Annotated in this window: 5 protein-coding genes and 1 pseudogene; all 6 read left to right on the top strand. The window is 70.9% G+C overall.

Annotation, left to right across the window (positions count from 1 at the left end; genetic code table 11):
* Positions 1-185: pseudogene (locus ACFQ4E_RS20515) on the top strand (urease accessory protein UreD); the annotation flags it as partial.
* Positions 186-188: 3 nt separating this feature from the next.
* Entirely contained in the window at positions 189-491 is a 303-nt protein-coding gene (locus ACFQ4E_RS20510) for an urease subunit gamma (RefSeq protein ID WP_386806395.1), read from the top strand.
* 29 nt (positions 492-520) lie between these two features.
* Entirely contained in the window at positions 521-739 is a 219-nt protein-coding gene (locus tag ACFQ4E_RS20505) for a hypothetical protein (RefSeq protein ID WP_386806394.1), read from the top strand.
* Complete coding sequence (locus ACFQ4E_RS20500) at positions 736-1,041, top strand: urease subunit beta (RefSeq protein WP_386806393.1); 306 nt, start codon at positions 736-738, stop codon at positions 1,039-1,041. Before ACFQ4E_RS20505 ends, ACFQ4E_RS20500 begins: the two co-directional genes overlap by 4 nt.
* Entirely contained in the window at positions 1,041-1,397 is a 357-nt protein-coding gene (locus ACFQ4E_RS20495) for an antifreeze protein (RefSeq protein WP_386806392.1), read from the top strand. Before ACFQ4E_RS20500 ends, ACFQ4E_RS20495 begins: the two co-directional genes overlap by 1 nt.
* 12 nt (positions 1,398-1,409) lie before the next feature.
* A partial coding sequence (locus ACFQ4E_RS20490; protein WP_386806391.1) for a hypothetical protein occupies positions 1,410-1,662 on the top strand: 253 nt, incomplete at its 3' end.

Raw genomic sequence — 1,662 nt, 5'->3', positions numbered from 1 at the left:
GGGCGGCGACGCGGCTCTACGCGCTGCGCGCCCGGCTGGGTGGCTTGGGCGGCGCGTCGGCGCTGGACGAGGACCTGATCGTCGCGCGGATCGCCGCGCCCGACGGTTACGAGATGCGGCGGGCGCTGGTCCCGGCGCTGGAAGAGATCACCGGCGGCGCTCTGCCGCGGAACTGGAAGTTGTGAGACATGAACCTGACGCCGCGTGAAAAGGACAAGCTTCTGGTCGCCATGGCCGCCGAGGTCGCGCGCAAGCGCCTCGAGCGGGGCGTGAAGCTCAACCATCCCGAAGCCATCGCGCTCATCACCGACGCGGTGGTCGAGGGCGCACGGGACGGCCGCTCGGTCGCCGAGATGATGCAGGCGGGCGCAGAGGTCATCCGCCGCGAGCAGTGCATGGAGGGGGTCGCCGAGATGATCCACGAGGTCCAGGTCGAGGCGACCTTCCCCGACGGCACCAAGCTCGTGACCGTGCATAACCCGATCCGGTAAGCGCGGCGGGGAAGGACAGGATAGCGAAGATGGGACCCATGATGACACGAGTGACGGCAACCTTTCTCTGCGCGGCCTGGGGCGGCGCGGCCCTTGCCCATCCCGGCGCGCATCCGCTGCCGCATGGTGGCGAGAGCTGGCTGGCGGTCGCGGGCGCGCTGGGGCTGATCGCGGCAGCGGCGTGCCTGGCGTGGGCCCGTGCCGAGGCGCTTACGAAGGCGCGCGCCAAGGCGCGGGGGCGGCGATGATCCCGGGCGAGCTCTTTCCGGCGGAGGGGTCGCTGACCCTCAACGCGGGCCGCGAGGCGATCACGCTGATGGTCGCCAATACCGGCGACCGGCCGGTGCAGGTCGGCTCGCATTACCATTTCGCCGAGGCGAACGAGGCGCTGGAGTTCGACCGCGACGCGGCGATGGGCCTGCGGCTCGATATCGCCGCGGGCACCGCGGTGCGGTTCGAGCCGGGCCAGCGCCGCGAGGTGCAGCTGATCCCCCTGGGCGGCGCGCGGCGGGTCTTCGGGTTCAATCAGAAGGTCATGGGAGCCCTGTGATGTCATTTGGAATCTACGCGCCCTGGGCGCTCGGCATCGGCGCGCTCCGGAGCTGGAGCGCCGCCGCGCTGCTCGCGGTCGAGGCGCAGCAGGTCATCGGGCTCAGGATCGCCGGGCTCGCGGGCTTCTGGAAACTGCCCGCGGGCGAGAGCTCGCGGATGGTATCGGAAAAGCTCAGCGCTTTCCCCGAGGCCGGTCAGGCGCTCGGGCAGGCGATGCTCTCGGGCACGGCGCCGATGGCGCTTTACGGAACCTGGTCGGCGCCGCTCATGCGGCGGGCGCAGGCCAATCGCAAACGTTTGGGCCGCGGCGCGGCCAAGCAGTGGGGCGGGTCAGCGCCCCGACATCGCAGGTAAGGGAGGACAGCGATGATCAACGTGATGGATCCGATGCGGGTCACCACGGTCTGGTTCGATTGGACCGGAAAACTCTGGAGCCAACAGCTCAAGGCCGCGCAGGCCTGGTGCTCGGTGGCGACGGTACCACAGCAGCGGCTGTTCTGGGGCATGCAGGCGCCCCTGAACATGTGCGGTCTTCGCTTCACCAGCGAACCGCGTCGCGTGCGCGCGGGCCGGACGGCGGCCCGGGTGGCGACGGCCAAGGCGACCGCGGCGCGGCGTC

The sequence above is a fragment of the Litorisediminicola beolgyonensis genome (assembly GCF_042679605.1).
Classification (GTDB): domain Bacteria; phylum Pseudomonadota; class Alphaproteobacteria; order Rhodobacterales; family Rhodobacteraceae; genus Litorisediminicola; species Litorisediminicola beolgyonensis.
This window is presented reverse-complemented; position numbering and strand designations above follow the sequence as displayed.

What these genes read in the sequence shown, in the direction of transcription:
- ACFQ4E_RS20510 (WP_386806395.1), top strand. Translation starts at nt 189, where the DNA reads ATGAACCTGACGCCGCGTGAAAAGGACAAGCTTCTGGTCGCCATGGCC.
- ACFQ4E_RS20505 (WP_386806394.1), top strand. Translation starts at nt 521, where the DNA reads ATGGGACCCATGATGACACGAGTGACGGCAACCTTTCTCTGCGCGGCC.
- ACFQ4E_RS20500 (WP_386806393.1), top strand. Translation starts at nt 736, where the DNA reads ATGATCCCGGGCGAGCTCTTTCCGGCGGAGGGGTCGCTGACCCTCAAC.
- ACFQ4E_RS20495 (WP_386806392.1), top strand. Translation starts at nt 1,041, where the DNA reads ATGTCATTTGGAATCTACGCGCCCTGGGCGCTCGGCATCGGCGCGCTC.